Below are 24,616 nucleotides of genomic sequence, written 5' to 3'. Positions count from 1 at the left end.
TAACTGTTTTGTCCATGAGAAAACTTTACCTATTAGTCCTGGGCTTTTTATTGCCAGCCATGTCCTATGCCCAGATCGTCTGGGATTTTTCTTCCGCCACTCCTCTGTCCGGCGTCCCTGCCGGGGTTTCCGTCTCGGCTGTCGTACAGGGTAACAACAACGGCACAACCACGCTGCTGACCACCACCTCTGCTTCGTCGGGGTATACCGGCGCTACCGGTGGCAATAATGCCGGCGCCGCGGCCAATGTGGGGACTTTCAGACCGGACACTACCACTTATTTCGAATGGACGTTGACACCCGTCGCGGGCGTGGCCATCACCGTCAGCCAGATCAATTTCGGAAGCCGGAGTACCAGCACGGGGCCTCAAGCTTATGAAGTTCGCACCAGCCTTGATAATTTTGCTACGGCGGCCGCCTCTTCCACGCTGGTCAACAATAGTACATGGGCCCTTCTCAGCAATGCGTTGTCCGTCGGCGGCGCCCCGGGGCAGGCGATCACTTTCCGCCTCTATGCCTATAATGGCGCAGGGAATGCGTCGAAGAATACTGCTAACTGGCGCGTCGACGATCTCAGCGTCCTCGTTACCACCTCCGGCAATGTACCTTCGCCCACGCTGACAGTGACGCCTTCTTCCTTGTCCTTCAATGCACTATCCGGAAGTCCGTCCGCTGCGCAAGCGGTACACATCGGTGGCGTCAATCTAACTGCCGACATCACTGCCGTCGTTTCCGGGGGTTACGAAATTTCGGGAGATGGCAATGCTTACTCCACTTCCTTCACGCTGCCCCAGCACGGTGGGACGGTGGCCGACACGCCCATCCTGGTAAGGCTCAGTGCAAGCGCACCAGCGGGGACCGTGAATGGGTTCCTGGCGCTGCATTCTGCCGGAGCAGATTCGCAAACGGTGTTGCTATCCGGCGCTGTGACAGCACCAGCGGCAAAAGTCGTCGTCAACCAGGTCTATGGTGGGGGCGGCAACTCCGGTTCGGCCTTCTCCAACGATTTTATCGAGCTTTTCAATGACGACGATACCACCGTGAACCTCAACGGCTGGAGCGTTCAATATGCCGCTGCAACCGGTGCTTCCTGGCAGGTGACCTCCCTGGCGGGAACCATTCCCCCCCATGGGTACTTCCTGGTGGCGGAGTCGGCAGGCGCTACCCCCAGCACACCGCTGCCAACGCCGGACGTCACGGGCGGCATCGCGATGAGCGCTACGGCAGGCAAGATCCTCCTGAGTAATTCCACAGCAGCCCAAACGGGGGCCAATCCTTCCGGGTCCACCGTCATCGACCTGGTGGGATATGGACCGACCGCCACGGGCTTCGAAGGCGCCCCCGCGCCGGCACTGACCAATTCCACTGCGGACCGGCGCACTCCAGACGGACAGGATGCCAACAATAACGCCACGGATCTTGTAGCAGGCACGCCCAACCCGCGGAACAGCGCCTTTACCACTGCGCCGCCTGCGGTACAGACCCTCGTACCTGTCAACCATGCAAGCAATATCCCGTCCAGCATTGTCCCGGTGCTGGTGTTCAGCAAACCCATTTTCAAAGCCAGCGGGAGCGTCACCCTGGTGACCAATGCCGTAGACGGCACGCCCATCGCCGTAAGCGATGCCCGCGTCGTGGTCAGCAATGATTCCGTCACCTTCCATCTGCCGTTGTCGGGGGGTAATACCTATTCGATCCGTATATCGGCAGGCGCCTTCGTGGATGTCTTCGGCAACAGTTTTGCAGGATTGACGAACAATGACGCCTGGACCTTCAGCACTTTTAATAACACTATCGCCCAGCCGCTGCCTTTCACCACCAGTTTTGACAGCTGCCTCGGCAGCGGCCAGTTGCCTAACGGGTTCACCGCCTTTAGCGTAACAGGCGACCAGGTGTGGGATTGCACTCCTTTCGGCAGGGACAGTACGGCTCCCGCAGGAACCACGCCATCCGGACATGCCGTGCAGATCAACGGATTTGCCAGTGGCGTCGACCATGCCAACCAGGATTGGCTCATCACGCCGAAGTTCGACCTCAGCGGAACCACCTATCCTTTGCTGCGTTATTGGAGCCGCAATGCATTTGCCGGCGCCCCGCTGACGCTGAAAATATCCACGGATTATACGGGATCCGGCGATCCTTCTCTTGCCCACTGGACAGACCTGAATGGAAAATTCCCCAGTCAGGCATCCGATGTATGGACGCAGACCGTCCCTATCAACCTGTCCGCCTTCAAGGATTCGAGTGTATATATCGCCTATGTATATACGTCTACAGCGCAGGACGGATCCCGCTGGACACTGGACGACATCAGCCTGATCAATTCACTGACGCCGCCACCTCCGAGCCTTACGCTGAGTACGAATAACCTGGAATTCGGGTATGTTGCGGCCGGCGCCTCCGCCGTACAGAGACTGGTGGTTACAGGCAATGATCTTATCGGAAATATCACGGTCACCTCTTCCGGCAACTTTAGTATTTCGACAGACAGCGTACATTTCGGCGATTCCGTGTCGCTGAACGCGGCAACGGCCAATAATACTCCGGTACCCGTGTTCGTGCGCTTCCGGCCTTCGGCCGCCAACAGCCAGTCGATCGACTCGGTGCTCGTCACCATCTCCGACTCGACGGCCGTCGTTAGCGTCAAAGGGAACAGCATCGATCCCGCCTCTACGCTCAGCGTGATCGACTGGAACCTGAACTGGTTCGGCACCCCGGACCCGACCCTCGGCCCCACTGACAAGGCCCTGCAGAAAAAGAATGTGGGCATTGTCCTGCCCAGCCTGCATGCCGACCTGTACGCCCTGGAAGAAGTTTGCGACGAGCAGGCCCTGGATTCCATCGTAGCCACGATGCCGGGCTATGCCGTGGTGGTGGGCCAATACGGATCCTATTCCAATCCTTTTGTTCCGGGCGGTGCGGACTCGCTGATCGCGGTGCAGAAGCTGGCCTTTGTATATAATACGACGAAGATCTCGATGATCCGTACGGATTCGCTGCTTACGCTGGGTGTGACCAATCCGCTGGATCCTTCCACGCGGTATTTTAATGATTGGGCGAGCGGCCGATTCCCGTACATGCTCACGGCCAACGTGACCCTGAGCGACAATCGCGGCGGGACGAATACCAGGACCGTCCGATTCATCAACGTCCATGCAAAAGCGAACACGGCGCCCGTGCTCACGGCCTATGGCCGTCGCGCGAATGGCGCCAATGCGTTGGATTCGCTGCTGAAAGCACAATACCCGGCGGACAATGTGGTGATCCTCGGCGACTTCAATGACGACCTGAATACGACTATTACTGCCGGGGTCAACCCGCCGGTGACTTCCTGGAGCGCATTCACTATCACGGATTCCGCCTTGTATTCCTTCCCGACCCAGCCGTTGAGTCCGGCCGGACAACATTCCGATGTCAATTTCACCAGCGTGATCGATAATGTGATCCTCACCGATTCGATGAGCAGATATTATCTGCCCGCTTCGGCTACGGTACGCTCCGATGTCGCCACCCTTGTTGCCAACTATGGTACCACGACGACGGACCACTACCCTGTGTTCACCCAATATTCGTTCACACCGCCGGGGTCCCAGCCTGCGCAGCCACCGCTGGTCTTTACCGCGGTGAAAGAAGGGAACAAGGCCCTGTTGCAGTGGACCACCACCACGGAGAACAAAACCAAATGGTTCGAAGTGCAAAAAAGCCTCGACGGAAGGCTATTCCTGCCCATCGGCCTGGTGCCGGCAAAGAACAGCACCGACCCGACTGCCGACTATAGCTTTGTGGATATCCTGCCCCTGCCAGGTACCAACTACTACCGGCTGAAAGAGATCGAATCGATCGGTCATTCCACGCTTTCCAATACGGTGAGCCTGAATTTTGCACCGCCGCTGAAAGTGCTCATTCTTCCCAACCCGGCGATCGGGACGACCAACCTGATCGTGACCAATGCAGACGGTGCGTATAGCATCCAGATCATCGATGGCAACGGGACGGTCGTCAGGCAGCTCAGCGGACTGCCGAGCACAGCCGTCATCCCGGTGGGCCTGCATGGGTTGCGTGGGATCTATACCGTGAAGGTGACTACATCCAGCGCCGTGGCGACAGCGAAGTTGCTGGTGCTGTAGAACTATAAAATAATCTGAAGGGGGCTGCCTGGTGATGGCAGCCCTTTTTTATTTCAGCAATACGATCTGCCCGGTGCGGACGGAGGTATCACAGGCAAAGGCTATGCGCAGACTGGCGATCGCGTCTTCTGTCGCGTCGGTCAGGTCGAGATCTTCCTGGATGGCCCGTAAAAAAAAGCGTTGTTCACGATTGCATAATTCCTGGTGACCGGGTTCGTCTTCCAGGTTGATCCAGGAATCGGGCGACCGGAAATTGTCTTTTTCATCCAGGTCAGCCCGATGGTAGCGGAGGGATTCTGTCTTTGTGTGCGCTTCGATGGAATCGGATTTACCGGAAGCGCCCGCCTGTTTTGCTACGATGGACAGGGAACCTTTGGGACCGATGACGTCCTTGACGAAAAAAGCCGTTTCGCTGATCATGGGGCCCCATCCCGCTTCGTACCAGCCTACCGATCCGTTTTCAAATCGGATCTGGAGCTGGCCGTAATTATAGTTGCCGGCGGGGATCTCTTCGGTGAGCCTGGCTCCGATGGCGCTGACCTGCAGGGGCCGGGAGCGGGTCATCTGGCACATTACGTCGATGTAGTGGACGCCGCAGTCCACGATGGGGCTGAGGCTTTTCATCAGATTGCGGTGAACGGTCCACATTCTTCCCTGGCTTTGCTGGTTGAGGTTCATGCGCATGACCAGGGGAGTGCCCAGTTCGCGGGACATTTCGATGAAGCGTTGCCAGGAAGGATGATGGCGCAGGATATATCCTACCACCAGTTTCCTGCCGGCCCGGGAGGCGGCCTCTGCGACGCGCGTGGCGCCTTCGACGGTGTCGGCCAGCGGTTTCTCTATAAAGACGTGGCAGCCTTGATCGAAAGCAGCCAGGGCAAAGCTTTCATGGGTATCCGGGTAAGTGGAGATACAGACGGCATCAGGGCGGGTGGCTGCCAATGCCTGTGCATAATCATCGAATAAGGAGTAGTGGCCGCCCAGCGTCGCGTTGAGCGTTGCCTTGCTGTCACCTGTGGAGACGAGACCGACGATGTCGAAGCCGTCGAGCTCGTGATAGGCGGTGGCATGGGATGCGCCCATATTACCACAGCCTACTACAAGAATTCTAACCTTTTTTGTTTGTTCGGGTGTTGTTGAGCTCATGGTTGTTGTTTGAGACACTAAGACCCGAAGATATAAGGGAATTCTTATTTAGAAGCCAATTCGCCGAGATTTATACTTTTTGCCACGGATCTTAGAAAACTCTCATCGCCCTCGCCATTGGTTTCAATATTGATGATAAAGCGGTCTCCTGCCACCAGCACCATTTCAGCCTTTTTTTCTGTTTTGTAGAGGGTCTCATAAGCGGCCACATTTTTGACGCCTACATCTACCGATGCCTGCTTTTTGTAATCATCTTCCGAGGAGAAGCCCATACCAAACATAGCTGTCATGCCCATGAAAGCCTGCTGCGCCGAATTATAGTCAAATATTTTAACTGAAACCTTTTTGTCCCCGTTGATATATTCCTGTTCGGCTTGTGACCAGGCACCCATGCCATACCCGCTCATCTGGCTGCCTTTGGGGCCTCCATCTTTGGAATAACCATTTATCTCGGGTAAATAAGCCTCTAAGTCCTTGTAGGGTATAGCCAGTGTATCTCCTTTGGCTCTTCTTTCCGCCCAGCGGTCGGATGAGGCCTTCATGTTCTTTTCTACGGTCTGCGAAGCATCCTTCAAATCGCTGACAGATTCAATTTTACCGGATGATCTATCCTTGTTCTTGCAGGTAGCTGAAAACAATACTGCCGGGATAATACCCAGGAAGAAGATTAGCTTTTTCATACATAAACAGTTTATCGTTTTAAATTAACATATGGCGAAATTAACATATGTTAAGATAAATTAATGAACTGAGCTAATTTTTATTATCAATTGCCCACTCAATAGCCTGCCGGATCAGTTTCCGGAAATTCGGATTGGAATAAGCGGAGGGGCCGTGACCCAACTGGATGCAAATGACATCGGAATGCTCATAATGGTTGATCCAGGCGAGGTAACGCATACTTTTGGGAAGCGAGGTGCTGAGCAGGGGTTGAACACGCGGTAATATCTCGACGTCACTGTACACTTCATCCTCTATTTCAAAATCACTGATGCCCCGGGTCACCGGATGGTTTTTTTGTTCCACTTTTACGGGAATAATCACTCCATGTTCGTAGTTAGCTCTCAGGGTATCGCCATTCACCAGTACGGGAGCCGTGTGGTATTGGCCGCCTACGATCTTTATGAATTCAGGCCAGTGCTGGTATGACACCAGCGAATGATGGAGGAAGACCATAGATGCGCCTTTTTTCAGGAGGCTGATATAGGCCTGCTGCTGTGCGGGGGAGATGGAATCGGCCATGTCGTAGAACACGAGTACGTCATACCTGTTTACTTCCGGGGAAGCGATAAGGGCATTGGCCTGGGGCTGGACCAGGGTATCGTATGTAATGGAGGGGATGGAATCAAAGACATTGTAAAAAGGTTTGTGTTCATATCCATGTCCTCCGGTGACGATGAGCACCCTGATCTTTTTTTGCTGCGCGAAGGAGGAATGGATACATGCTGTCAGCATGAATATTAAAAAAAAGAGGATGAAAGCCGAAATTTTACGCATGGGATCCAAATATAAGATTTGGAATCCATTTTGTTTTGCCGTAACTTTCTTATTCCACTCATTTTCCTTCTCAAGCCTTATCAGGAGCCTTGTCAGATCTTTTCCGCGTACTTCTGTTCTACTCCCACCCTGTGTATCGGGCAATTTATTTATTAACTGCATAAATTTCAAGCCATGCTAATTATTGCTCATCACGACATCAGCGACCCTGAAAGTTTCTGGGCTGCTGCAAAAGACGTTACTATGGACCTGCCTGCTAATTTAAAACTGCAAGGGGTTTATCCTGCCAAGGACGGCAAAACGGGCACGTGTCTTTGGGAAGCCGATTCCGTCACGGAAGTGCAACAGTTCCTGGACAAGCATTCGGCCAAGTATGCCAGGAACTTCTGTTACGAGGTGGATGAAGAAAAGGCCATGGGGCTGCCTAATGTTCATATGACAGAGGCGCACATGGATCATTGATCAGGAAGGGCTGGCGCCGTCTCACAACGCCGTCAGCATCTTCAGCCTTTCCCATTTTTCTTTTGCCGCCTCTTCTGCCTGTGTCAGGAACGTTGCTGCAGCCGTGGGATCTTTTGCCCTGATGACTGAGAAACGATTTTCCCTGTACATGAAATCGGAGAGGGGTAAGGACGGTTCTTTTGAATCGATGACAAATCTTTGCCCTTTTGGTTTCAGGGGATTGTAATGGAAAAGAGGCCAGTAGCCTGTTTTTACGGCAAGGTCCTGGTCTTCCGTACCATGATCCATTTCGATCCCGTGCGCAATACAATGTGCATAGGCAATGATCAGGGATGGGCCCGGGAAGGCTTCGGCTTCAATGATGGTCCGGAGGGTATGTGTATCGTTAGCGCCCATGGCGATCTGCGCTACATAGGCTGTTCCGTGTGCAATTGCCTGAAGCGCCAGGTCTTTTTTGCCGCTTGTCTTGCCGTTGACGGAGAATTTTGCGCTTGCTCCGATGGGGGTGGATTTTGATTTTTGTCCGCCGGTGTTGGAATATACTTCCGTGTCCATTACCAGGATGTTCACATTTTCTCCCGTCGAGAGGACATGGTCCAGTCCTCCGAAGCCAATGTCGTATGCCCAGCCGTCGCCGCCGATGATCCACAAGGTTTTTTCAGATAGAAAATCGGCCAGGTGGAAGAGGTCCTTGGATGCCAAAGAATTCATTTCGCTGAGGCGATGCCTGAGTTCTTTGATCAGGCCCTGTTTGGCCTTTATTTCGGCTTCCGTTGTTTCCGGTGCATGGATGATGGCATCGGCGAGGTCTTCGCCTACGTCCAACCGGAGTTGATCGAGCAGGGAGATAGCGGATTCCTTTTTCTTATCGTTGGCGAGTTTGATGCCCAGTCCAAATTCTGCATTGTCCTCGAACAGGGAGTTGGCCCAGGCGGGTCCTCTGCCTTCATTGTTCTTTGACCATGGCGTGGTGGGCAGATTTCCGCCAAAAATGGAGGAGCAGCCTGTGGCATTGGCTACGATCATTCTTTCGCCGTATAGTTGCGTCAACAGTTTTAAATAGGGGGTTTCTCCGCAACCCGAGCAGGCGCCGGAGAACTCGAACAGCGGCTGAAAGAATTGCGACCCTTTCACGGTATTCCGATTGACCCTTTCTCTTCCTACTTCAGGAATATGAAGAAAGAATTCCCAATTCTCCTTTTCGGCCGCCTGTATGTCCGACTTGTCATACAGGTTAACGGCCTTATGCCCGGGGGTGGTCTTGCTGGTGATGGGGCAGAATTCCATGCAGAGGTTGCAGCCCGTGCAATCTTCCGTTGATACCTGCAGGGTATATGCTTCCTTTGTTTTATCCCATTCTTTACCGATGGGGTCCATGTATTTGAAAGTGGAAGGCGCCTGATCCAACAGGCTTTTATCATACACTTTGGCGCGGATGGCGGCGTGCGGGCAGATCAGTACGCATTTATTGCATTGTGTGCACAAACTGGTGTCCCATACCGGTACTGCATCTGCTATATTGCGTTTTTCCCATTTCGTCGTGCCGGAGGGGAAGGTCCCATCACCCGGGAAGGCACTGACAGGAAGCTCTTCTCCATTGCCGGCAATGATCTTCCCCAGGACCTCTCTAACAAATTGAGGCGCCGAAGCAGGCAGTGCATTGTCCAAAGGTGTGTCGCCAATAGCGTAGTGGGAATAATTCACCTCAAATAAATTCATGAGGGTCTTATCCACCGCCTCATAATTTTTTTTCACCACTTCCTCTCCTTTCTTCCAATAGGTCTCATAGATGGCTTCCTTGATCTTCGAGATAGCTTCGTCGCGCGGAAGGATATTACTGATGGCAAAAAAGCAGGTCTGCAATATCGTATTGATGCGGGTGCCCATGCCGGCTTCTTTCGCAACGGCATGTGCATTGATCGCATAGAATTTGAGTTGTTTCTCCACGATCTCCTGCTGGATCCGGCGTGGTAATTTTTCCCACAGTTCATGCTCCGGATATGGCGCATTCAAGAGAAAGACCGCCCCCGGCTCCGCATCTTTCAGGATATCGTATTTGGTGAGATAATTAAAATGATGACAGGCTATGAAATTGGCCGAATCGATCAGGTAGGTGGATTGGATCGGCTGTTTTCCAAAACGGAGGTGCGAGACGGTGAGCGATCCGGATTTTTTCGAGTCGTAGACAAAATAGCCCTGGATGTAATTGTCTGTTTTGGTTCCGATGATCTTGATGGAGTTCTTATTTGCGCTTACGGTCCCATCTGCACCGAGGCCGAAGAACAGGCCGCGGAATAGATGTTGTTTATCCAATGAGAAGGACCGTTGGTATGCGAGGCTCAGCCTGCTGACGTCGTCTTCAATGCCAATCGTAAAATGCCGTCGCGGGTTTGGGTTATCCAGCTCTTCAAAGATCGCTGTTACCATTGCCGGCGTGAATTCTTTTGACGACAAGCCATATCGTCCGCCAGTGATGACAGGACGGAAGTCGAATTTACTGTCATTGAAAGCGTTTACAACATCCATAAAAAGCGGCTCACCAATGCTGTTGGGTTCTTTGCAGCGGTCGAGCACTGCAATACGCCTGACTGTTGCCGGTGTGGCGTCCAGGAAGTCCGCGATGGAGAAAGGCCTGAATAATCGTACGATCAGGACACCGACCTTGCTGCCTTGCTGGTTCAGGTAGCGCACCGTTTCTTTTACCGCACCTGCACCGGACCCCATAATGATGATAAGACGATCCGCTTCTTTATGCCCTTCATATTCAAAAAGCCCGTATTTTCTTCCGGTCAATTCGTAGAACTGCTGCAATTTCTCTTTTACCGTCGCCGCGACCGCCGCATGGTATTTATTAGCAGCCTCCCTGTTCTGAAAGAAGACGTCGGGATTCTGCGCAGTACCGTGAATGGCGGGGTTGTCGGGTGATAAGGCCCTTGCCCTGTGCTCATTCACCTTATTCATGTCGATCATGGCGCGGATGACGTCATCGGGAATGACATCGACTTCAGTCAGCTCATGTGAGGTGCGGAAACCATCGAAGATATTCAGGAACGGAATTCGGGTGGAAAGCGTCGCAGATTGAGCGATCAGGGCCATGTCCATCACTTCCTGCGATGAATTGCCAAACAGCATACTGAAGCCGGTGGAGCGCACCGCCATCACGTCGCTGTGATCGCCAAAGATGGACAAAGCATGTGTTGCCAGGGTCCTTGCCGCAATATGGAATACGGCAGGCAGGAGCTCCCCTGCAATCTTATACATATTGGGGATCATCAATAACAATCCCTGGGAGGCAGTGAATGTGGTGGACAGGCTTCCCCCCAGCAAAGCGCCATGTACCGCCCCGGCGGCTCCTGCTTCACTTTGCATTTCAATCACCTTTGGGACCTGGCCGAATATATTTTTTATTCCTTTTGCATTCCATTCATCGGCCCATTCCCCCATGGTGGAAGAAGGCGTAATGGGATAGATGGCGCATACTTCATTGGTTTTATAAGCGATGTAGGCTGCCGCTTCATTCCCATCCATGATGGCAAGCTGGCTTTTCTTCTTTTCAGTCTGCTGACTGGAATGAGGCGCTGATGAGATGTTCATGCTAAAGCTATTTCATGAAAAGGTAATCAGAAAGCGGGGTAAAGCAGATGACCATGGTCAATCGCGCAGGTGATATTTGTTTGACCGGCGGCGAAGGGGGAGGTTCAATGGCTGCGCTTATTGGGCGTTCTGGAGGATCTTTGTCGTCAACCATGAAGGACTCGTATTTTATCCCGATGATGCTTTTAATGTTGCCGGTGTGGGCCTTTTCCCAAACCGGAGGCGGAAGCGGTTTTTCGCTGGTGATTGTCAATGAGCGCCGGCAGCCGGTGAGCGGGGCGACCGTCAGGCAGCTGCAAAAGGGGACGGTGGTCAACAGCCAGGTGGCAGGTGAAGACGGGCGGGCGGTGTTCGCCCCTTTCAATAAGGGCACTTACAGGTTCCTCATCAGCAGTGCGGGCTACCAGCCGAAGACGACGGATGAATACCGGTGGCCGGGGCCGGGCAGTGATACGGTGAGACTGGTGCTGCTGAACACATCGTTACAGGAAATGACTGTAACGGCCCATCTGCCGCCTGTAGAAAGGAAGCGGGATAAAACGGTGGTGAATGTGGAGGCCTCGGTGACCAATACCGGGGCGACCCTATTGGAAGTGCTGGAGCGGTCGCCGGGTGTAACGGTCGACAGGAATGGCGGGATCTCGTTGAACGGAAAGCAGGGCGTGCTGGTGATGATAGACGACAAACCTACTTATCTATCAGGGGAGGACCTGAACAATCTGCTGAGCAGCATGAGCGCGTCACAGGTGGCGCGGATCGAGCTGATGCCGAATCCCACGGCCAGGTACGATGCCGCGGGAAGCGCGGGTGTCATCAATATCAAGACAAAGAAAAGCAACAGTGATGGTTTAAACGGCAGCTTCACCACGTCCTACGGCCAGGGGGTGTATCCCAAGAACAATAACAACCTTGTGCTGAACTACCGGAAAGGCCCGCTGAATATATTTTTCAATTATAGCTTCAGCGTTACCAAATACCTGACCGATCTCTATGCGTACCGAAGATATTTTGCCGACGATAAGTCTGTTGTGGCCATACTGCAGCAATCTGCCTATTTTACGGGTACGGTAGACAACCACACGGTGAAAACGGGGGTGGAATACCGACTATCGCAAGGGACGACGGTCGGGATGGCCCTGACCGGCGTACATATCCACCGGAAGGGAAACAATGCTGCCCATGCCGACTGGCTGCAGACGGACGGAAAGGTGGATTCATCCGTCCTTACCCAAAGCAGGCCGGTGAATTTTTTCCGGAACGGGGCGATCAACCTCAACGCGAGGCAGCGGCTGTCGGAGAACGCCGATCTCAGCGTCGACCTGGACTATCTGCATTACGCGGTGGAACGCAAGCAGGATTTCGATAACCAGCTGCTTGCACCGGGGGGCTATCATGAAGTATTCAGGAGCAATGTCCCCACTACGATCAACATTTTTTCCGGTAAGCTGGATGCTACGGTGAGGGTCCATCCCGGTGTGACCCTGCAGGCCGGACTGAAATCCTCATCGAACCATACGGACAATGCCTCCGCCTACGAGAACCTGGAGAACCAGCAATGGGTGAAGGATGACACGCGGAGCAATCATTTCGTTTACCAGGAGAACATCCACGCAGCTTATGGAACGATCGAGGGGAAATATCACCGGCTCAGCTACCAGGCGGGATCAAGATATGAATACACCTCCTACCAGGCGCATCAGCTTGGGAACAGGCTGCAGAAGGATTCCACCGTATCGCGCAATTACGGCAGCTTATTTCCAAGCGGTTACCTTTCCTATAAGCTGGATACCCTGAACAGCTTAACGCTCACGGTGGCGAGAAGGATAGACCGGCCGCCGTTTCAAAGTCTCAATCCCTTTTTATATATCATCAATAAATACACTTACGAGACGGGGAATCCTTACCTGCTTCCGCAATACAGCTGGAATTACGAGCTTACCCATCAGTATGGGAGCCTGCTAACTACCGGGGTGTCCTACAGCCGTCTGTCCAACTATTTTTCACAGATATTTTTATCGGACACGACGAAGACCATTCTGTATTATACACAAGGGAATGTCGGAAGGGCCTATAATCTGGGATTATCGGCCAGTGTCAGCTTGTCCCCCCTGCGATGGTGGTCGGTGGAACTGTCCGCCGTCTACAATCATAAGCAGCTGAGGGGCTTTTCCGGCAACAACTACATGTCTACTATTGACCAGCTGCATGTGAACGTCAACCACCAGCTGGATTTCGGGAAAGGGTATACCGGCGAGCTTTCCGGTTTCTATACTACCCGTTCACGCGAGGATATACAGGAATTGCTTTACCCGGCCGGGCAGGTCTCCACGGGAATGAGCAAGACGGTGCTAAAGAAGAAGGGAACCTTAAAGGTTAGCTACCGCGACATCTTCTATACGGGTGCGATGGAGGGGCTGACCTCGTTCCCCGATGCCACAGAATATTTTAAGATGAAAAGGGACAGCCGGGTCGTTTCCGTAGCATTCACGTACCGATTTGGAAAATCCTATAAGATCAGCAGGCATTTGGAGGGAGCCAGCGAGGAAAAGGAAAGGGCCCCGAATGGATAGGTATTAATTGTAGGTAATGCAAAAAGTCCCCGAAGGGACTTTCTATTGGATGGGGTTGGCGTATTATTTTGATTTTTTGGGAGGGGCCGCTGGTCTTTTGTATTGATACACGAGGTCAGCCTTACCGTCCTTGTTGAACCTCCATGTCTCCTGCAGTTCGGTGGAATCGATCTTACCACTTTTGTAAGTGTCTGTCTCCGTCCCCCAGATGAGGGCCCAATGCTCGTTCTTATCCGTGCTCTTGACGGCTAATACCGCGTGCACCCGATCGACGGCAGCCTTGAACGAATTTCTATAAGTTTGCACGTTTGCAAGCAGGCTATCCCGGGAAGCCCGCATAACAGAGCCATCCCCCCAGTAAGTTACGACGGTGTCGGCAAACATGTCTTTGGTGACGTTGAGATCGCCGTTGTCATAGGCTTTCCAGATGGCTAGCAGGGACTCGGCATTTTTGGGGTCGTCCATGACAAATTTTGAGGAATAGGTAATATCATAGGGAGATTGAATGGATTTCACCATAGCGCCCGAATCCTGGGTAACTTTTGCGGAATCAGCGTTCGTGGCAGGTGGGTGGCTGTTGCATGCGGAGAGAAGCGCCAGTGCGGCTACCGTCAGGGATCTTTTCATTTTAGTTAATTTTGATTAATAAAAAAAACCTGCGAAGGCTTCAAAAGGGAGGCTGCCAATAGGTAAAGGGGATGGAATCTGATATGTAATATAGAACATATTATTAAAACTAACAATAATATGGTTTGGGGGCTTAATGGATGTCGCTTCGTTCATTCATTTTGTGCAGCTCTGCCTGCAGCCTGTCATTATCAGCCTTTAATGTTTGGATAATGATCCTACTGCTCAGTAAAAGATCCAGTTGTTGCGCGGATTCGAAGAAATAATGCGTTTCAGTTTTGTATAATACTGCCATTTTTCGCGCCTGTTCGTATGTAAGGAGGACTTCACCGGATTCTATTTCCCGGTAGACGGAAACAGGTATGCCTATTGTAGCGGCTACTTTTTTGGGGCTGTAGTGCATGGTGCGCCGGCAATACACCAATAAGATGTTTTGGGTCATAACGGTCGGGGTTAGTAATAAGACAGGAAAAACCGGCCATAGTCCTAACCCGGATAAAAATTCCCGGGTGTAAATGAAAAAACCTCCGGGATCAATCAGAGGTTTCTCAAAAGAATCGGATCAGCTTTCGTGGGTACGGCAAACGGGCCGGGGTAAGGCGACGGGTCAGGTAGGGTTTTGCTTTCGGATCTTCGGATATTGGATCAGGGTACGGCTGGTTGCTTTTGACAGATCAAAGATGCGGCGGAATGGGATGGAAACCTGAGATTATTGCGTTCGGTTTCAGGTGTTTATTGGTAAACTTATGAGGGGGTAGGAACAAACGCTTAGTGCCGGGCTATTATGGTACATCAAAATAGAAGATAACGTCATAGGAGGACAGGTCGAGGCCGGGAACCTGTTTTATATTATTTCCTCCCACACCGCTGGCGCCATGGAAGGAGGCTAACAGCTTTTCGACTTCACCGATCTGGTCTTCGTTGTATAATTTATTGCCCACCAGGATGCCCATTTTACAGTTCTTTTCACCTGAAGCGTTGATGGAATTTTTGCCATTCGGAAGATTGATAAACAGCTTATCAAAGTAACCACCATCTTCTTTTTTGAGTGTAAGACGATGATAGAACCCTGTTCTGGCTACACGCTCTTTTGCCAGGTTCTCTCTTTCGGTGGCTGTAATGTTGGTGACGCCCTTCTCCCCGGTGGTGATGATCACGGCCCCATCCGCTGCGGCTGGGCCGTATGTTTTAACGGCCTGGCCCTTGAGAAATATGGAGGTGCTTCTTATGCAGGATGGGCTTATTTTCGACAGAATACCGGAAGGGTATTCCTTACCATTGATCCGCACGTAGGGATGGGCTCCCAGGTTCTCAGTGCCGGAGATCGTAAAATCATTTTCCGGGAGATCCTGCTGGGCCCTGATGCTTGTGCTGAAAAGAAAAAGGGCGACGAGGAGTAAGGGGAACATGGCCAGTTTTTTAACCAGGATGTTTTTTCTGTTGGGTGTTGTCGTAATCATGATCAATCTTTTTTTAGTGATCTTATAATTCAGCGGACTGCTTAAAGAAAAAGGGGTGGTTGGATTTACCTTGTTTAACAGGAGATATTGGTATTGTCTGGGGTTCTGACATGCATCTATTACGGCAGCATCCGCCAGGAATTCGTGATTGAGCTGGATCGCCCGTTTGTACAGCTTCAGCAATGGATTGAACCAAAAAAACACCAGGAGCAATTCCACCAGCAGCACATCCAGTGTATGCCGCTGTCTGACATGGGCCAGCTCGTGCATGAGCACTTCCCGTTCCAGCAGGCCTTCCCTATATTCTGTTTCATTTATGAATATGGTCTTATGGAAGGTGTGGCATACCAATTTTTCCGGCGTCAATATCAGCCGTGCATCATCCAAGAGAATGTGCGGGTGCGCGGAGGCCCGCCGCTGGATGAGATATAGATTGCGTATAAACCGGGTTAAGATAGCCAGCGTTACCAGGCTATAACAGAGCAACAGGATGGAGTTGAGGGGAATGAATCGTGCCGGCTGCCATGCGCCGCCTGCTTTTGCAGCAGGGGCAGCCACCAACTGGCTTATGGCGGCAGGTAATGCCGGGAAGTCATTCAGTTTAACCGAATGAAAAGGGTCCATCACCGGGAGAAGGGGAACGATAAAGGAAAAAACCAGGCTGAACAGGAGATATGCGCGGTTGAAATAAAACATTTTCTCTTTTTCCAGCAGGAGCCGGTGTGCCACCAGCAGCACCAGCAAACAGCCGCCTGATCTAAGCAGATAGAGGATCATTTTTTCTTGTTTTTGATTTCTTCGTCTACAATTTTTCGCAGCTCTTCCAGCTCTGAAGCGGTTAAATTCGTCGCTTTGGTAAAAAAGGAGGCAAATTGCAGGGCGGAATTATTAAAGTTGTTCTTGATCATTCCCTTGACATGGCGGGCGAAATAATCCGACTTGGTAACCAATGGATAATATTCACGGGAATTTCCATACAGCTTATGGCCGACAAATCCTTTGTCACTCATACGCTTCAACAAAGTAGCCACCGTGGTAGCAGCCGGCGCAGGCGCCGGGAAGGCGTCTATCAGGTCTTTTAAAAATGCTTTCTCCAGCCGCCAGATGATCTCCATTAGCTGCTCTTCTGCTTTGGATAGATTCATATTCTACACTTTGAAATGTTGTTCTACAAACATAGAACAAAGAAAGATAGCAACCAAATTTTATTTTGTATCTTTTGCGCTAACTGATGTAAGCGGAGAAAACATGATACCTGAACTGCAGCTGGATGAATTATTAGGGAAGGATGGCAAATTGCGTCCTCATTGGGAAACATTTTTTCAGTCTTATTCCCAATTGGGTAACGAGGAGATCGCGGGGCGGAACGAGGATATGGAGCGGCTGCTGAAGGAGAATGGCGTTACTTATAACATATATGGCGATCCTTCGGGGTTGAACAGGCCGTGGAAACTGGACATCATCCCTTTCCTGATCAGCAAGAGCGAATGGCCGGGGATCGAGGCGGGGTTATTACAGCGGGCGGAATTGCTGAACCTGGTACTGGAAGATATTTATGGGGAAAGGAGGTTGATACGAAGTGGGATCCTCCCTGCGGAGCTTGTTTATAACCATGCGGGTTTTCTGCGGCAATGTTCGGGCATCCGCCAGCCGGGCAAGCATCAGCTGATCATGTATTCGGCGGACCTGGCCCGCAGCAAGGACGGGCGGGTCTGGGTCGTCAATGACCGGACGCAGGCGCCTTCGGGCTCGGGATATGCGCTGGAGAACAGGACGGCGATGACGAGGGTGATGCCCGAGCTGTTCAACGGGCTGAAAGTGCGGCATCTATCGCCCTATTTTTCCGCATTGCGGGATGGGCTGAATGAGATAGCTCCTCACCAGCGGCTGAACCCGCGGATCGTCATTCTGACACCGGGGTCCAGCAATGAAACTTATTTCGAACATTCTTATCTGTCTTCCTATTTAGGATTTACATTGGTGCAAGGCAATGACCTGATCGTAAAAGACAGCCATGTCTGGTTGAAGACGATGGGCGGATTGGAGAGGGTGGATGTGATCCTGCGGAGGGTAGACGATATTTATTGCGATCCTTTGGAGCTGAAAGAAGATTCTCAACTGGGGGTGCCGGGACTGTTGCAAGCGGTCCGTAGCGGACATGTAAGCATTGCCAACCCCATCGGGAGCAGTGTCCTGGAAAACCCGGGCCTGATGCCTTTTCTCCAGCCGATTGCCCGATTTTTTTTATCGGAGGACCTGATCATTCCCACCATCGCCTCCTGGTGGTGCGGCCAGCCGAAGGAGCTGGATTATGTGCTGGCGCATCTTCCGACACTGGTGATAAAAAAGATCTTTCGCAATCCTACAGGCAGCTCGTCCGTGGATGGTTCTTCATTATCGGCCAGGGAGCTGGGCGAATGGAAGCAAAGGATCCGGGCCAATCCTTCTTTATATGTGGGTCAGGAGAAGGTGGATATTTCTTCCACGCCGTCGCTGATCGATGGCAAAATAGTATCCAGGAATGTGTTGTTCAGGAGTTTCCTGGTAAGCAACAAAGAAGGATATGTGGCCATGACGGGGGGATTGTGCAGGACTGCATCGAGTGCGGGCAATTTTATCATCTCCAACCAGTCGGGAGGGATCAGCAAGGATGCCTGGATATTGTCCCCGGAACCCAGTCGTGTCGTGAACGTATTAAAGGAGACGGCCGAAAGACCGGCCGCGGGCTATAACGACATGCTGCCCAGCAATGCCGCGGAGAACCTGTTCTGGGTGGGTCGCTATACGGAGCGGGTCCTGGGTAATGCGCGGCTGCTGAGAACGGTGATGCAATTCGTGGCGGAAGGCAATAAACAGGTGACGGATGCCAATAGCCAAACGGAACGAAGCCTATTGGTGGCGCTGACAAAATACAGCTATACTTATCCGGGGTTTGCGGGCGAGGGAAGCGAAGAGAAACTGGCCCATCCCTGGGAGGAGCTGAGGGAGGTCCTGCTCAATGAGCAGCGCGTGGGAAGCCTTAAGTATAATTTTATGCAATTCAACCGGAGTATCCACGAGGTCCGCGAACATTGGTCGACGGATACCTGGCGGGTGCTGCGGGTAATGGAGGAGGAATTCCGGCAGGACATATCCTTATCTCACCAGGGGCATATCCGGATGCTGCACACGCTGGATAATGTCATTACTTTCATCGTGGCTTTTATCGGGCTCAACAGGGAAAGTATTTCCCGCGAACAGGGGTGGATATTGCTGGACCTGGGGAGAAAGATCGAGCAGAGCCTTTTGCTTATCACCATGCTAAGGGTAACGCTGGTGGGCCGGCATACTGACCAGGTGGAATATAATTTGCAGCAGAGTGTGCTGATGAGCCATGAAAGCCTGGTGAACTACCGGTATAAATACCGGATGCCTATTAATAATGGACTGGTATTGGATCTTATGTTGTTTGATCCGAATAATCCCCGGAGTTTGACCTACCAGATGGACCGGCTGAAGGCTTACCTCAGGAATTTGCCCAGGGGGCTGGATGGTCACCGGCTTCCGGAATACGAACGGCTGATCCTGGAGGCTGATACTTTGTTGAAACTGGCGGATAAGGAGGAATTGGTTTCGGCTGATGGCGATTGGAGTGAATATAGGCGATTGGATGAATTCTTATCGAAAATGTATCTATTGCTGTCGGCTATACCGGACGTGATCTCGAGGACCTATTTTAAGCATGAATTGACTTCTAAAACGATCGCTTTCAGATGAGGTATAGTATTCACCATACGACGATCTATAACTATTTAGAGCCCGTGAGCCTATGTCACAATGTGCTGCGGCTGGCCCCGCGGAATACCGGAAAGCAGGTGTGCAGGGACGTCACTGTCAAGATCCATCCGGAACCAGATACGCTCCGGGAATACGAGGATTTCTTCGGTAATAAAGTCCTCTATTTCTCCATTGAAAAGGAGCATGGGCAGTTGAAGGTGGAAGTTCGCTCCGAGATTGAAAAAATGACTGCCGTGCCGGAAGACAGGCAGGAGGCGGAAGAGATCGGCCAGTTTATTTTTGAGACGCCGATGACGGCGTGTACGGAAGAGATAGCGGCCTATGCCCGCGTGTCTTTTGATGGCAAAAGGCCCGTGCTGGAAGCGGCCGGGGACCTGATGCACCGGATCTATAAAGATTTCCGCTTTACGCCGGGGTTTACCACCATCTCCACTCCCCTGTCGGTGGTCATGCGGGAGCGCAAGGGCGTATGCCAGGATTTCGCTCACCTGGCGATCGCCTGTGTACGGAGTGTGGGGTTGCCTGCCCGCTATGTGAGCGGCTATATAGAAACGATTTCGCCGCCGGGGGTGGAAAAACTGATCGGCGTGGATGCGTCACATGCCTGGTTCAGCGTATATGTGCCCTATGTCGGATGGGTCGACCACGACCCTACCAATAATGTACTGCCGGGGGATCAGCATATTACCATCGGCTGGGGAAGGGACTATGCGGATATCGCACCGATGAAGGGGATCATCATCAGCAGCGGCCACCATGGGCTGTCGGTGTCAGTGGACGTAAAAAGATTGACATGAAGGTATATGTCTGCGATAATTGTCAGAACCCGCTGTATTTTGAGAACAGCCAGTGTCTTAAATGCTCCCATCCCGTGGGTTTTGATCCAGTGAGCCTGACTATGATCACGCTGACGGCTGGCAAAGAAAGGTACTGCAAGAATGCGGAGTATGGGGTCTGCAACTGGCTGGTCCCTGCTGCTGCGGAGCCTTCTTTTTGTGTGGCCTGTGCGATGAACCGGGTGATCCCTACGTTGGATAGCGACCAGAACAAAGTGCGCTGGAAGAATATGGAAGTGGCCAAGCACCGGTTGATCTATTCCCTGCTCCGCCTGCGCCTTCCGTTCCATGTTACCAGGGATGACAAGGAGGAAGCCATCCAATTCGATTTTATGGCGGATACCCCGAATGGGGACAAGGTGATGACGGGGCATGATAACGGGATCATTACCATTAACATTGCAGAGGCGGACGAGGCGGAACGCGCGCGTAACAAGCAGGACTTCGGGGAGCGGTACCGGACGCTGCTGGGGCATTTCCGGCATGAGATAGGACATTACTATTGGGATGTGCTGATAAAGGATGGGACGGCCCTGGGAAAATACCGTGCGCTCTTTGGCGATGAGCGCAAGGATTATGCGGTGGCGCTGGAAACCTACTATGCCAATGGGGCGCCGGCGGACTGGAACCAGCGATATATCAGTCAGTACGCCACGGCCCATCCCTGGGAGGACTGGGCGGAAACCTGGGCGCACTATTTACACATGATGGATACGCTGGAGACGGCCTGGTCATTTGGGATCCGGATCGATCCCGTGGAATTAGAGGATGATGCGGGGATCAAGATCAGCCATTTGCGTGAGCCGTATGACCAGACGGATTTCAACCGGCTGATCAAAAGATGGCTGCCGCTTTGTTTTGCGGTGAATAGCTTAAACCGGAGCATGGGGCATGCCGACTTCTATCCTTTCATCCTGTCTGCTCCTGTGATCGAAAAGCTCCGGTTCATCCATGAGCTCTGCTATGCTGGTGTCAAGGCTTAGGTGCTTTTACGGAAACGTCTCAAGTCCAACGTATAGGGATACTCTTTATTTACTTCTTCCTCCGGCGCGTCGCAGAGAAAGGGCAGTCTGTCCTGTGCGATGTACCGGCTTACGGCTGACAGTCCGGGAGAGGGACGCAGGACGTCCTGGGTATGGGCGGTGACCCCAAAACGGTTGACCCTCCGGGATTCCGCCTCATAACTATTGACAGGGAAGGCGTCATAGCTCCGGCCGCCGGGGTGGGAGACATAGTAGGTGCAACCGCCGATGGACCGGCTGTTCCAGGTGTCGACAATGTCGAACGTGATCGGGGTGTCGATACCAATGGTGGGATGAAGGGCCGAGGGAGGCTGCCAGGCGCGGTAGCGAACGCCGCAGACAAATTCTTCTTTGACGCCCGTGGGCACCAGGGGGACTCTCCGGCCGTTGACCAGCAGGATGTAACGGGAGCCATTCAAGCCTTTCAGTCTTACCTGTACTTTTTCCAGCGAGGAATCCACATAGCGGGCAGTGCCGGAGCCGGACATTTCCTCTCCCAATACATTCCAGGGTTCGATGCCCATGCGGATCTCCATTTCGATGCCCTGTAGCTTTACCGAGCCGTAGTGCGGAAAACGAAATTCCAGGAAGGGGTCGAACCAGCTTATGTGGAAAGGGTAGCCGGCTTCGTTGAGGTCATTCACTACTTCCTGCATGTCTTCCTTTACAAAATGGGGGAGCATGAATTTATCATGCAGCTCAGTGCCCCAGCGGACGAGGTTGTGTTTGTATGGTTTTTTTGAGAATTTCGCGATCAGCGCCCGGATCAGCAGCATCTGCACCAGGCTCATTTGTTTGTGGGGCGGCATGTCGAAGGCGCGAAATTCCAGGATGCCCAGCCTGCCGGAAGCCGTGTCGGGAGAATATAGTTTATCGATACAAAATTCGGAGCGGTGCGTATTGCCCGTGAGGTCAGTCAGCAAGTGCCGGAAGATGCGGTCCACGAGGTAGAAAGGGATGAAGCCTTTTTCGGGAACCTGGCTGAATGCAATTTCCATCTCATATAATTTCTCATTGAGGCCTTCATCCATGCGGGGCGCCTGGCTGGTAGCGCCGATGAAAGCGCTGGAGAACAGGTAGGAGAGGCCGGGGTGGTGCTGCCAGTAGGCGATGAGGCTTCTCAGCAGATGGGGCCTTCGGAGCAGCGGGCTGTCAGATGGCGTGGAGCCGCCGATGGTGATGTGGTTGCCGCCGCCTGTTCCGGTGTGTCTCCCGTCGAGCATGAATTTTTCCGTGCCGAGCCTGGACAGGAATGCCTGCTGGTAGAGGGTGTCGATGATATTGACCAGGGCGGGCCAGCTGTTGGCGGGATGGATATTCACTTCGATGACGCCGGGGTCGGGGGAAACGACCAGTCGTTCCATCCTATAATCCCGCGGCGGCTCGTAGCCTTCTATGCGGACGGGGATGTTTAATTTTTCGGCTGTCGCCTCGATGGAGGAGATGGCGTCCAGGTAATGTTCCAGGTAGTCCATTGGAGGAAGGAAAATGTAGAGGATGCCTTCGCGGACTTCGGTGCAGAGGGTGGTTTTGATGACGGGAACGTCGTGTTGGATGGTTTGAGGGGATTGAGGTTGTTCTATGCGTGCGGGCGTTTGGACGTACCGGCTATTGACAGTGTGCTGATAGTTTCCCAGAGTGGGCAGCTCTTCGAAGAGGCTGCGTTCCACTTTTTCCTCTTGGTGGTCTTTGGCGACGACGGGGAGGGAATCCAGGGGCAGGCGGAGCCCGATCGGGGAATTGCCGGGAACCAGGAACAGGTGCTCCCTGTTGAGGATCCATTTACAGCTCTGCCATTTGCCTGCTGCATAATTCCATTTTAGCGGAAGGGTATAACCGACAGGTTCGTCGATGCCTGCGTCCAGGAGCCTGTAAAGCGTCCTGCGTTCCAGGGAATCTTTCAGGTCGACCTTGAAAGGGTCAATGTTGGCGGGCATCTTGCCTTCGGTCCATAAGAGATAAAAGGCGTCTTCATAGGCGGGGCTGATATTGTCTTCGCTCACTGCCAGGTACCTGGCCAGCTCTTTGATGAATCTTCCAGCATCGCCGGCGCCGTAAATCTTGGGTGTTTTTTCATGGGCGATCAACCGTCTGTTCCTCCACACGGGGAAATGGTCTTTTCTCCAGAAGAGACCGTATTGCCAGCGGGGCAGGGGTTCGCCAGGGTACCACTTGCCCTGTCCGTAGTGGATCATGCCATTCGGGCCGAACTTATCACGCAAGCGGAAGATCAGCTCGTGTGAGAGCAGCCTTTTTTCAGCACCGTCGGCTTCGGTGTTCCATTGGGCGGATTCCATATCGTCGATGGAGACGAAGGTCGGCTCGCCGCCCATGGTCAGCCTGCAGTCGGTGGCTTTCAGGTCTTCATCGACCTTATAGCCTGTGGCGTTGATGGTAGCCCATTGCTCATCCGAATAGGGCTTTGTCACACGGGGGTCTTCGTGGATGCGGGTGACCGTGTTGGAAAAGGAGAATTCCGTCTCGCAAATATCTGTTGCGCCAACTACGGGAGCTGCGCTGACATAGTGGGGAGTGCAGGCCAGCGGGATATGACCTTCGCCGGCAAACAGGCCGGAGGTGGGGTCCATGCCGATCCATCCGGCGCCGGGAATATATACTTCGGCCCAGGCGTGCAGGTCTGTGAAATCTTTTTCGGGACCAGAAGGGCCGTCAAGGGATTTAACGTCGGCGGTCAGTTGGACCAGGTAACCGGAAACAAAACGTGCCGCCAGGCCCAGGTGGCGCAGGATCTGAACCAGGAGCCAGGCGGAGTCGCGGCAGGAGCCCAGGGCACGGTGCAACGTCTCTTCGCAGGACTGCACGCCGGGCTCCATACGTATATTGTAGGCGATGTCTTTATTCAGGCGTTGATTGATGGAGACGAGGAAGTCGTTGATGGGGACTTTGTCTTTGGTTTTGGTTTTTGGGGATGGGGTACGTGGCAGGGGGTCGGTGCCTGCGGGGTCGAAGCGATCTTTGATATAGCCTGTCTGATGCAGCCACTGCATGAGCTTTGGGCCGTGATCATTTATCTCCAGGTAAGGGATCAGCTCCGCGGCCAGGTGATCCTTGTAGGTAAAAGGATATTTTTCCGCATAGTCCTCGACGAAAAAGTCGAAGGGGTTGATGACGACCATGTCGGCGATGACCTCTACTTCTATGCTGAGCTCTTTTGTCTTTTCGGGGAAGACCACCCTGGCCTGGTAGTTGCCGAAGGGGTCCTGCTGCCAGTTGATGAAATGATCCTTTGGGGATACTTTGAAGGAGTAGGCTTCGATAGGCGTGCGGGAGTGCACGGCGGGTCTGAGCCGGAAGACATGGGGAGACAGGGAGACGAGGCGGTCGTAGCTGTAGGTGGTCTTGTGATTGATGGCTATCCTTATGGACATAGATCCAGCGTTGTTTTGGTTTGGAATAGCGAAGCAATCGGAGAAATTATTGGTAGCTTGGGCTATCTGAAGATAGGTAATTTATATCGGAAAGAGAAGGGGAAGGATA

At 52.7% G+C, this 24,616-nt stretch carries 15 protein-coding genes; 6 read left to right on the top strand and 9 right to left on the bottom strand.

The annotated features are described in order from the left end of the window. The first annotated feature begins 14 nt into the window (after positions 1-14). Entirely contained in the window at positions 15-4,127 is a 4,113-nt protein-coding gene (locus Q4E93_RS33980; RefSeq protein WP_303592525.1) for a T9SS-dependent choice-of-anchor J family protein, read from the top strand. Positions 4,128-4,175: 48 nt separating this feature from the next. On the opposite strand, the gene Q4E93_RS33975 is transcribed toward Q4E93_RS33980, so the two are convergent. From Q4E93_RS33975 to Q4E93_RS33965, 3 genes are all read right to left on the bottom strand, one after another. Then, on the bottom strand, positions 4,176-5,273 hold the full coding sequence (locus Q4E93_RS33975; RefSeq protein ID WP_303592523.1) for a Gfo/Idh/MocA family protein: 1,098 nt from the start codon (positions 5,271-5,273) through the stop codon (positions 4,176-4,178). A 44-nt stretch (positions 5,274-5,317) separates the two neighbouring features. Then, on the bottom strand, positions 5,318-5,953 hold the full coding sequence (locus tag Q4E93_RS33970) for a hypothetical protein (RefSeq protein WP_303592522.1): 636 nt from the start codon (positions 5,951-5,953) through the stop codon (positions 5,318-5,320). 73 nt (positions 5,954-6,026) lie between these two features. Continuing rightward, positions 6,027-6,770, bottom strand: coding sequence for a ThuA domain-containing protein (locus tag Q4E93_RS33965; RefSeq protein WP_303592521.1), 744 nt, complete (start codon positions 6,768-6,770; stop codon positions 6,027-6,029). 174 nt (positions 6,771-6,944) lie between these two features. Between Q4E93_RS33965 and Q4E93_RS33960 the strand changes: the two genes are divergently transcribed. Beyond that, entirely contained in the window at positions 6,945-7,232 is a 288-nt protein-coding gene (locus tag Q4E93_RS33960; protein ID WP_303592520.1) for a hypothetical protein, read from the top strand. A gap of 21 nt (positions 7,233-7,253) precedes the next feature. On the opposite strand, the gene nifJ is transcribed toward Q4E93_RS33960, so the two are convergent. Further along, the gene (nifJ, locus tag Q4E93_RS33955; protein WP_303592519.1) at positions 7,254-10,826 is read right to left on the bottom strand and encodes a pyruvate:ferredoxin (flavodoxin) oxidoreductase; all 3,573 of its coding nucleotides are present in this window, start codon (positions 10,824-10,826) and stop codon (positions 7,254-7,256) included. Positions 10,827-10,879: 53 nt separating this feature from the next. Here nifJ and Q4E93_RS33950 point away from each other — a divergent pair, with 53 nt between their 5' ends. Further along, entirely contained in the window at positions 10,880-13,396 is a 2,517-nt protein-coding gene (locus tag Q4E93_RS33950; RefSeq protein WP_303592517.1) for an outer membrane beta-barrel family protein, read from the top strand. 63 nt (positions 13,397-13,459) lie between these two features. On the opposite strand, the gene Q4E93_RS33945 is transcribed toward Q4E93_RS33950, so the two are convergent. From Q4E93_RS33945 to Q4E93_RS33930, 4 genes are all read right to left on the bottom strand, one after another. Beyond that, positions 13,460-14,023 (bottom strand): hypothetical protein, encoded by a 564-nt coding sequence (locus Q4E93_RS33945; RefSeq protein ID WP_303592515.1) that lies wholly within the window; start codon positions 14,021-14,023, stop codon positions 13,460-13,462. Between the two features lie 133 nt (positions 14,024-14,156). Then, on the bottom strand, positions 14,157-14,465 hold the full coding sequence (locus tag Q4E93_RS33940) for a helix-turn-helix domain-containing protein (protein ID WP_303592513.1): 309 nt from the start codon (positions 14,463-14,465) through the stop codon (positions 14,157-14,159). A gap of 340 nt (positions 14,466-14,805) precedes the next feature. Next, positions 14,806-16,260 carry a M56 family metallopeptidase gene (locus Q4E93_RS33935; RefSeq protein WP_303592511.1) on the bottom strand — a complete coding sequence of 485 codons (1,455 nt, stop codon included), beginning with the start codon at positions 16,258-16,260 and terminating at the stop codon, positions 14,806-14,808. Then, a complete protein-coding gene (locus Q4E93_RS33930) occupies positions 16,257-16,628 on the bottom strand; it encodes a BlaI/MecI/CopY family transcriptional regulator (RefSeq protein ID WP_303592509.1) in 372 nt (123 codons plus the stop codon). The genes Q4E93_RS33935 and Q4E93_RS33930 overlap by 4 nt, the downstream gene beginning before the upstream one ends. Positions 16,629-16,731: 103 nt before the next feature. On the opposite strand from Q4E93_RS33930, the gene Q4E93_RS33925 reads away from it, so the two are divergent. The 3 genes from Q4E93_RS33925 to Q4E93_RS33915 are packed head-to-tail and all read left to right on the top strand — an operon-like array spanning position 16,732 to position 21,079. Further along, a complete protein-coding gene (locus Q4E93_RS33925; protein WP_303592508.1) occupies positions 16,732-19,239 on the top strand; it encodes a circularly permuted type 2 ATP-grasp protein in 2,508 nt (835 codons plus the stop codon). Beyond that, entirely contained in the window at positions 19,236-20,057 is an 822-nt protein-coding gene (locus tag Q4E93_RS33920; protein ID WP_303592506.1) for a transglutaminase family protein, read from the top strand. The genes Q4E93_RS33925 and Q4E93_RS33920 overlap by 4 nt, the downstream gene beginning before the upstream one ends. Next, positions 20,054-21,079 (top strand): zinc-binding metallopeptidase family protein, encoded by a 1,026-nt coding sequence (locus Q4E93_RS33915; RefSeq protein WP_303592504.1) that lies wholly within the window; start codon positions 20,054-20,056, stop codon positions 21,077-21,079. Before Q4E93_RS33920 ends, Q4E93_RS33915 begins: the two co-directional genes overlap by 4 nt. Here Q4E93_RS33915 and Q4E93_RS33910 read toward each other — a convergent pair. Continuing rightward, on the bottom strand, positions 21,076-24,507 hold the full coding sequence (locus Q4E93_RS33910) for a transglutaminase family protein (protein ID WP_303592502.1): 3,432 nt from the start codon (positions 24,505-24,507) through the stop codon (positions 21,076-21,078). The genes Q4E93_RS33915 and Q4E93_RS33910 overlap by 4 nt on opposite strands. Between the last annotated feature and the right edge of the window lie 109 nt (positions 24,508-24,616).

Origin of the sequence: Flavitalea plasmicola (assembly GCF_030546645.1) — a bacterium.
Lineage (GTDB): Bacteria > Bacteroidota > Bacteroidia > Chitinophagales > Chitinophagaceae > Puia.
Note: the sequence above shows the minus strand (reverse complement) of the source record. Positions and strands in the feature narration are given on the sequence as shown.

Bases quoted from the DNA above. Each gene is read 5' to 3' on its own strand.
- Q4E93_RS33980 (WP_303592525.1), top strand. From the start codon at position 15: ATGAGAAAACTTTACCTATTAGTCCTGGGCTTTTTATTGCCAGCCATG.
- Q4E93_RS33975 (WP_303592523.1), bottom strand. From the start codon at position 5,273: ATGAGCTCAACAACACCCGAACAAACAAAAAAGGTTAGAATTCTTGTA.
- Q4E93_RS33970 (WP_303592522.1), bottom strand. From the start codon at position 5,953: ATGAAAAAGCTAATCTTCTTCCTGGGTATTATCCCGGCAGTATTGTTT.
- Q4E93_RS33965 (WP_303592521.1), bottom strand. From the start codon at position 6,770: ATGCGTAAAATTTCGGCTTTCATCCTCTTTTTTTTAATATTCATGCTG.
- Q4E93_RS33960 (WP_303592520.1), top strand. From the start codon at position 6,945: ATGCTAATTATTGCTCATCACGACATCAGCGACCCTGAAAGTTTCTGG.
- nifJ (WP_303592519.1), bottom strand. From the start codon at position 10,826: ATGAACATCTCATCAGCGCCTCATTCCAGTCAGCAGACTGAAAAGAAG.
- Q4E93_RS33950 (WP_303592517.1), top strand. From the start codon at position 10,880: ATGGTCAATCGCGCAGGTGATATTTGTTTGACCGGCGGCGAAGGGGGA.
- Q4E93_RS33945 (WP_303592515.1), bottom strand. From the start codon at position 14,023: ATGAAAAGATCCCTGACGGTAGCCGCACTGGCGCTTCTCTCCGCATGC.
- Q4E93_RS33940 (WP_303592513.1), bottom strand. From the start codon at position 14,465: ATGACCCAAAACATCTTATTGGTGTATTGCCGGCGCACCATGCACTAC.
- Q4E93_RS33935 (WP_303592511.1), bottom strand. From the start codon at position 16,260: ATGATCCTCTATCTGCTTAGATCAGGCGGCTGTTTGCTGGTGCTGCTG.
- Q4E93_RS33930 (WP_303592509.1), bottom strand. From the start codon at position 16,628: ATGAATCTATCCAAAGCAGAAGAGCAGCTAATGGAGATCATCTGGCGG.
- Q4E93_RS33925 (WP_303592508.1), top strand. From the start codon at position 16,732: ATGATACCTGAACTGCAGCTGGATGAATTATTAGGGAAGGATGGCAAA.
- Q4E93_RS33920 (WP_303592506.1), top strand. From the start codon at position 19,236: ATGAGGTATAGTATTCACCATACGACGATCTATAACTATTTAGAGCCC.
- Q4E93_RS33915 (WP_303592504.1), top strand. From the start codon at position 20,054: ATGAAGGTATATGTCTGCGATAATTGTCAGAACCCGCTGTATTTTGAG.
- Q4E93_RS33910 (WP_303592502.1), bottom strand. From the start codon at position 24,507: ATGTCCATAAGGATAGCCATCAATCACAAGACCACCTACAGCTACGAC.